The following is a 4,939-nucleotide window of genomic DNA, read 5'->3' on the forward strand; positions in this document are numbered from 1 at the left end:
GGTCGACGGTCGCGGGGCGGCGACCCCGGCGGTGGACCGGCGTCGCCGCCCCACGGGTGGCTGCGGGTGCGGCGTCAGCCGGCGACGCGGAACGGCTCGGACGGGAGGTCCGAGGTTGCGTCGGACCAGTCGGCGTGCGACGACGGCGGCGGCGTGGTGCCGAGACCGTCCCCGCGGACGGCCAGGACGAGGCGGGTGACCCACCAGGCCGCGGCGGCGAGTGCGACGAGGATCCAGAAAGTGGTCATGGCAGAAATTCTCCGACCATCGAAGTCGCGCCACGAGTGGCAGAACTGACGATGACCGTTGAGTTTCCGCCACTGCTGTGGGGATACTGGCGGCATGCTCCGTTCCGTCGCCGCGATCGTCCTGCCGAACACGGCCCCCTTCGAGCTCGGCGTCACCTGCGAGGTGTTCGGGATCGACCGCACCGACACCGGCGGCCCGCGCTTCGACTTCACGGTGTGCGCCCCGGAGCCCGGTCTCGTCACCACCAAGGCCGGCTTCTCCCTGCTCGTCGAGCACGGGCTCGAGGCCGCCGACGACGTCGACCTCGTCGTGATGACCGCGTACGGCGAGCCGACGCAGGTCCCCGACGCGGTCCTCGACACCCTGCGCCGCGCCCACGACCGGGGTGCCTGGGTCATGAGCATCTGCAGCGGCGCGTTCGCGCTCGGCGAGGCCGGGCTGCTCGACGGGCGACGCTGCACGACGCACTGGATGTACACCACCGAGCTCGCGCGCCGGTACCCCTCCGCGGTCATCGACCCCGCGGTGCTGTACGTCGACGACGACCGCGTCATCACGAGCGCGGGGACCGCCGCCGGCATCGACGCCGCGCTCCACCTCGTGCGCCGCGAGCTCGGTGCCGCGATGGCCTCCGCCGTCGCGCGCCGCATGGTCGTGCCCCCGCACCGCGACGGGGGCCAGGCGCAGTACGTCGACACGCCGCTGCCGTGCGACGCCGACACGCTCGCCCCGCTGCTCGCGTGGATGGTCGAGAACCTCGACCAGGACCTCACCGTCCCCGACCTCGCCGCGCGTGCGTTCGTCTCCGAGCGGACCTTCGCGCGCCGCTTCAAGTCGGAGACCGGCACGACGCCCGCCGCCTGGATCACCCGCCAGCGGCTCGTGCGCGCGCAGGAGATGCTCGAGCGCTCCGACGCGACCGTCGAGGAGATCGCCCGCCTCTGCGGCTTCGGCACCGCGGCCGTGCTGCGGCACCACTTCGCACGCACCCTCGGCACGAGCCCGCAGGCCTACCGCCGCACGTTCAGCGTCGAGGTCCCGGTCGGCTGACGCCCGCGCTGCCGGCGCGCCACCGACGACGAACCCCCCGGCACCTTCCGACGAAGGGCCGAGGGGTTCGTGTCGTCCGCGGGGACGTCAGCGCGCGTACGCCTGCTCGAGGAGCCGGGCCTGCTGCGCCTGGTGCTGCTTGGCGGACCCGGCGGCCGGCGACGCCGACTCCGGGCGGGACACGACCCGCAGCTCGCGGCCGATGAGCTGCGGCAGGTGCGTCGACAGGTACGTCCACGGGCCCTGGTTGCGCGGCTCGTCCTGGACCCACACGAGCTCGGCGTCGCCGTAGGGCGCGAGCGCCTCGCGGACGGCGTCCTCGTCGAGCGGGTAGAGCTGCTCGAACCGCACGATCGCGGTGTGCTCGTCGCCGGTCTTGACACGCTCCGCCAGGAGGTCCCAGTAGACCTTGCCCGAGCACAGCACCACGCGGTTCACCTGGCCGGCCTTGGCCGCGGCGAGGTCGTCGCCGATGACCGGGCGGAACGTGCCGGTCGTGAAGTCCTCGACCGCGGACGACGCGGCCTTGAGCCGCAGCATCGACTTCGGCGTGAAGACCACGAGCGGCTTGCGCGGCCGGTGGTACGCCTGCCGGCGCAGCAGGTGGAAGTGCGACGCGGGCGTCGACGGCTGCGCGATGACCATGTTGTCCTCGGCGGCCATCTGGAGGAACCGCTCGATGCGCGCCGACGAGTGGTCCGGTCCCTGGCCCTCGTAGCCGTGCGGCAGCAGCAGCACGACGGACGAGCGCTGGCCCCACTTCTGCTCGGCGGAGGAGATGAACTCGTCGATGACGGTCTGCGCGCCGTTGACGAAGTCGCCGAACTGCGCCTCCCACAGCACGAGCGCGTCGGGGCGCTCGACCGAGTAGCCGTACTCGAACCCGAGGGCCGCGTACTCCGACAGCGAGGAGTCGTAGACCCAGAACTTCGCCTGGTCCGCGGACAGGTAGAGCAGCGGCGTCCACTCGGCGCCGGTCTCGCGGTCGTGGAACACGGCGTGCCGCTGCACGAACGTGCCGCGACGCGAGTCCTGGCCCGCGAGGCGCACGGGCGTGCCCTCGACGAGCAGCGAGCCGAACGCGAGCAGCTCGCCGAAGCCCCAGTCGATGCCGCCGTCGCGCGACATCTGCTCGCGCTTGTTGAGCAGCTGCTGCAGCTTCGGGTGGACGGTGAAGCCCTCCGGCGGGCGCACGTGCGCCGTGCCGATGCGCTCGAGCGTGCCCCGGTCGACCGCGGTCTTCCAGCCGACCATGATGCCGGCGTCCTCGAGCTGCGACTCCGGGCGCTCGAGGCCCGCGACGGCCTCGGCCTCGGCGGGCGGCGGCGTCCAGCCGTCCTCGCGCGTCTCCGCGAACACGCGCTCGAGCTGCTGCTGGTAGTCCTGCAGCGCCTGCTCGGCCTCGGTCAGCGAGATGTCGCCGCGCGCGACGAGCGTCTCGGTGTAGATCTTGCGGACCGAGCGCTTGGCCTCGATGAGGTTGTACATGAGCGGCTGCGTCATCGACGGGTCGTCGCCCTCGTTGTGACCGCGGCGGCGGTAGCACAGCATGTCGATGACGACGTCGCGGTCGAACTGCTCGCGGTACTCGAACGCGAGCTCGGCGACGCGGACGCACGCCTCGGGGTCGTCGCCGTTCACGTGGAACACGGGGACCTGGAGGCCCTTGACCACGTCGGTCGCGTACTGCGACGAGCGCGACGACGACGGGCCCGTCGTGAAGCCGACCTGGTTGTTGATGATGACGTGGATCGTGCCGCCCGTGCGGTACCCGCGCAGCTGCGCCAGGTTGAGCGTCTCGAAGACCACGCCCTGGCCCGCGAACGCCGCGTCGCCGTGCACGAGGATCGGCAGGACGGAGAAGCCGTCGCCGCCCAGGTCGATGCGGTCCTGCTTGGCGCGCACGATGCCCTCGAGGACCGGGTCGACGGCCTCGAGGTGCGACGGGTTCGCGGCGAGGTAGACCTGGGTGGTCGCACCCGACTCGGCCGTGAAGGTGCCCTCGGTGCCGAGGTGGTACTTCACGTCGCCCGAGCCCTGGACCGACTTCGGGTCCTGGTTGCCCTCGAACTCGCTGAAGATCTGCGCGTACGACTTGCCCGCGATGTTCGCGAGCACGTTGAGCCGGCCGCGGTGCGCCATGCCGATGCCGACCTCGTCGAGGCCCGCGTTGGCGGCCTTCGACAGGATCGCGTCGAGCAGCGCGATGACGGACTCGCCGCCCTCGAGCGAGAAGCGCTTCTGGCCGACGTACTTGGTCTGCAGGAACGTCTCGAACGCCTCGGCGGCGTTGAGGCGACGCAGGATGCGCAGCTGGTCCTCGCGCGGCGTCCGGGCGTAGCCGGACTCCAGGCGCTCCTGGAGCCAGCGGCGCTGGCGCGGGTCCTGCAGGTGCATGTACTCCACACCGACGCTGCGGCAGTAGGAGTCGCGCAGCAGGCCGAGCACGTCGCGCAGGCGCGCACGCGGCTTGCCGGTGAACCCGCCCGTCGGGAACGTGCGGTCGAGGTCCCACAGCGTGAGGCCGTGGTTCTGCACGTCGAGGTCGGGGTGCTTGCGCTGGCGGTAGGCGAGCGGGTCGGTGTCCGCCATGAGGTGCCCGCGCGAGCGGTACGCGTGGACGAGCTCACCGATGCGGGCGGGCTTCATGGCCTCGTCGTCGGGGTCGTTCGACGTGTCGCGGACCCACCGGACGGGCTCGTAGGGGACGCGCAGCGCCGCGAAGACGCGGTCGTAGAACCCGTCCTCGCCGAGCAGCTTGCGGCCGAGGATGCGCAGGAAGTCGCCGGACTGCGCGCCCTGGATGATGCGGTGGTCGTAGGTGCTCGTGAGCGTGAGGACCTTCGAGACGCCCATCGCGTTGAGGCGGTCCTCGGACGTGCCCGCGAACTCGGCGGGGTACTCCATCGCGCCGACGCCGACGATCGTGCCCTGGCCCTGCATGAGGCGCGGGACCGAGTGGACCGTGCCGATCGTGCCCGGGTTGGTGAGCGAGATCGTCGTGCCCGCGAAGTCGTCGACCGCGAGCTTGTTGCCGCGCGCCCGGCGCACGACGTCCTCGTACGCGTTCCAGAACTGCGCGAAGTCGAGCGTGTCCGCCTTCTTGATCGACGGCACGAGGAGCTGGCGGGTGCCGTCGGGCTTCGCGAGGTCGATCGCGATGCCGAGCGCGACGTGCGCGGGCTGCAGGACGCCGGGCTTGCCGTCGACGAGCGTGTACGCCGCGTTCATGGCCGGCATGTCGGCGAGCGCCTCGACGAGCGCGTAGCCGATGAGGTGCGTGAACGACACCTTCCCGCCGCGGCCGCGGGCGAGGTGGTTGTTGATGACGATGCGGTTGTCGACCATGAGCTTGGCCGGCACGGCGCGCACCGACGTCGCGGTCGGGACCTCGAGGGAGGCCTCCATGTTGGTCACGACGCGCGCCGCCGGGCCGCGGAGCTTCTGCACGTCGTCGCCGGACTCGGCGGCCTCGATGCGCGTCGGGCGCTGCGCGACCTGCGCGTAGGGCGCGGTCGCCGGCTGCGCGGTCGCGATCGGCGACGTGATGGCGGGCGGCTCGGTCGTCCTGGTGGGTGCGGGCGCCGCGGGGGCGCTCACCGCCGGCGGGGCTGCGGGGGCCGGGGACGGCGGGGGCGTC

3 protein-coding genes are annotated in these 4,939 nt (G+C 72.3%); 1 reads left to right on the forward strand and 2 read right to left on the reverse strand.

Going from position 1 to position 4,939, the window contains the following annotated elements; all coding sequences use genetic code 11:
- Window positions 1-74 precede the first annotated feature (74 nt).
- The gene (locus CTKZ_RS21710; protein ID WP_160142930.1) at window positions 75-248 is read right to left on the reverse strand and encodes a hypothetical protein; all 174 of its coding nucleotides are present in this window, start codon (window positions 246-248) and stop codon (window positions 75-77) included.
- Between the two features lie 94 nt (window positions 249-342).
- On the opposite strand from CTKZ_RS21710, the gene CTKZ_RS17360 reads away from it, so the two are divergent.
- The gene (locus tag CTKZ_RS17360) at window positions 343-1,299 is read left to right on the forward strand and encodes a GlxA family transcriptional regulator (RefSeq protein ID WP_124344119.1); all 957 of its coding nucleotides are present in this window, start codon (window positions 343-345) and stop codon (window positions 1,297-1,299) included.
- Between the two features lie 87 nt (window positions 1,300-1,386).
- On the opposite strand, the gene CTKZ_RS17365 is transcribed toward CTKZ_RS17360, so the two are convergent.
- A partial coding sequence (locus tag CTKZ_RS17365; RefSeq protein ID WP_124344120.1) for a multifunctional oxoglutarate decarboxylase/oxoglutarate dehydrogenase thiamine pyrophosphate-binding subunit/dihydrolipoyllysine-residue succinyltransferase subunit occupies window positions 1,387-4,939 on the reverse strand: 3,553 nt, incomplete at its 5' end.

Source organism: Cellulomonas algicola (assembly GCF_003851725.1).
GTDB classification, from domain to species: domain Bacteria; phylum Actinomycetota; class Actinomycetes; order Actinomycetales; family Cellulomonadaceae; genus Cellulomonas; species Cellulomonas algicola.

Coding starts and splice junctions, on each gene's coding strand:
- CTKZ_RS21710 (WP_160142930.1), bottom strand. CDS start 248: ATGACCACTTTCTGGATCCTCGTCGCACTCGCCGCCGCGGCCTGGTGG.
- CTKZ_RS17360 (WP_124344119.1), top strand. CDS start 343: ATGCTCCGTTCCGTCGCCGCGATCGTCCTGCCGAACACGGCCCCCTTC.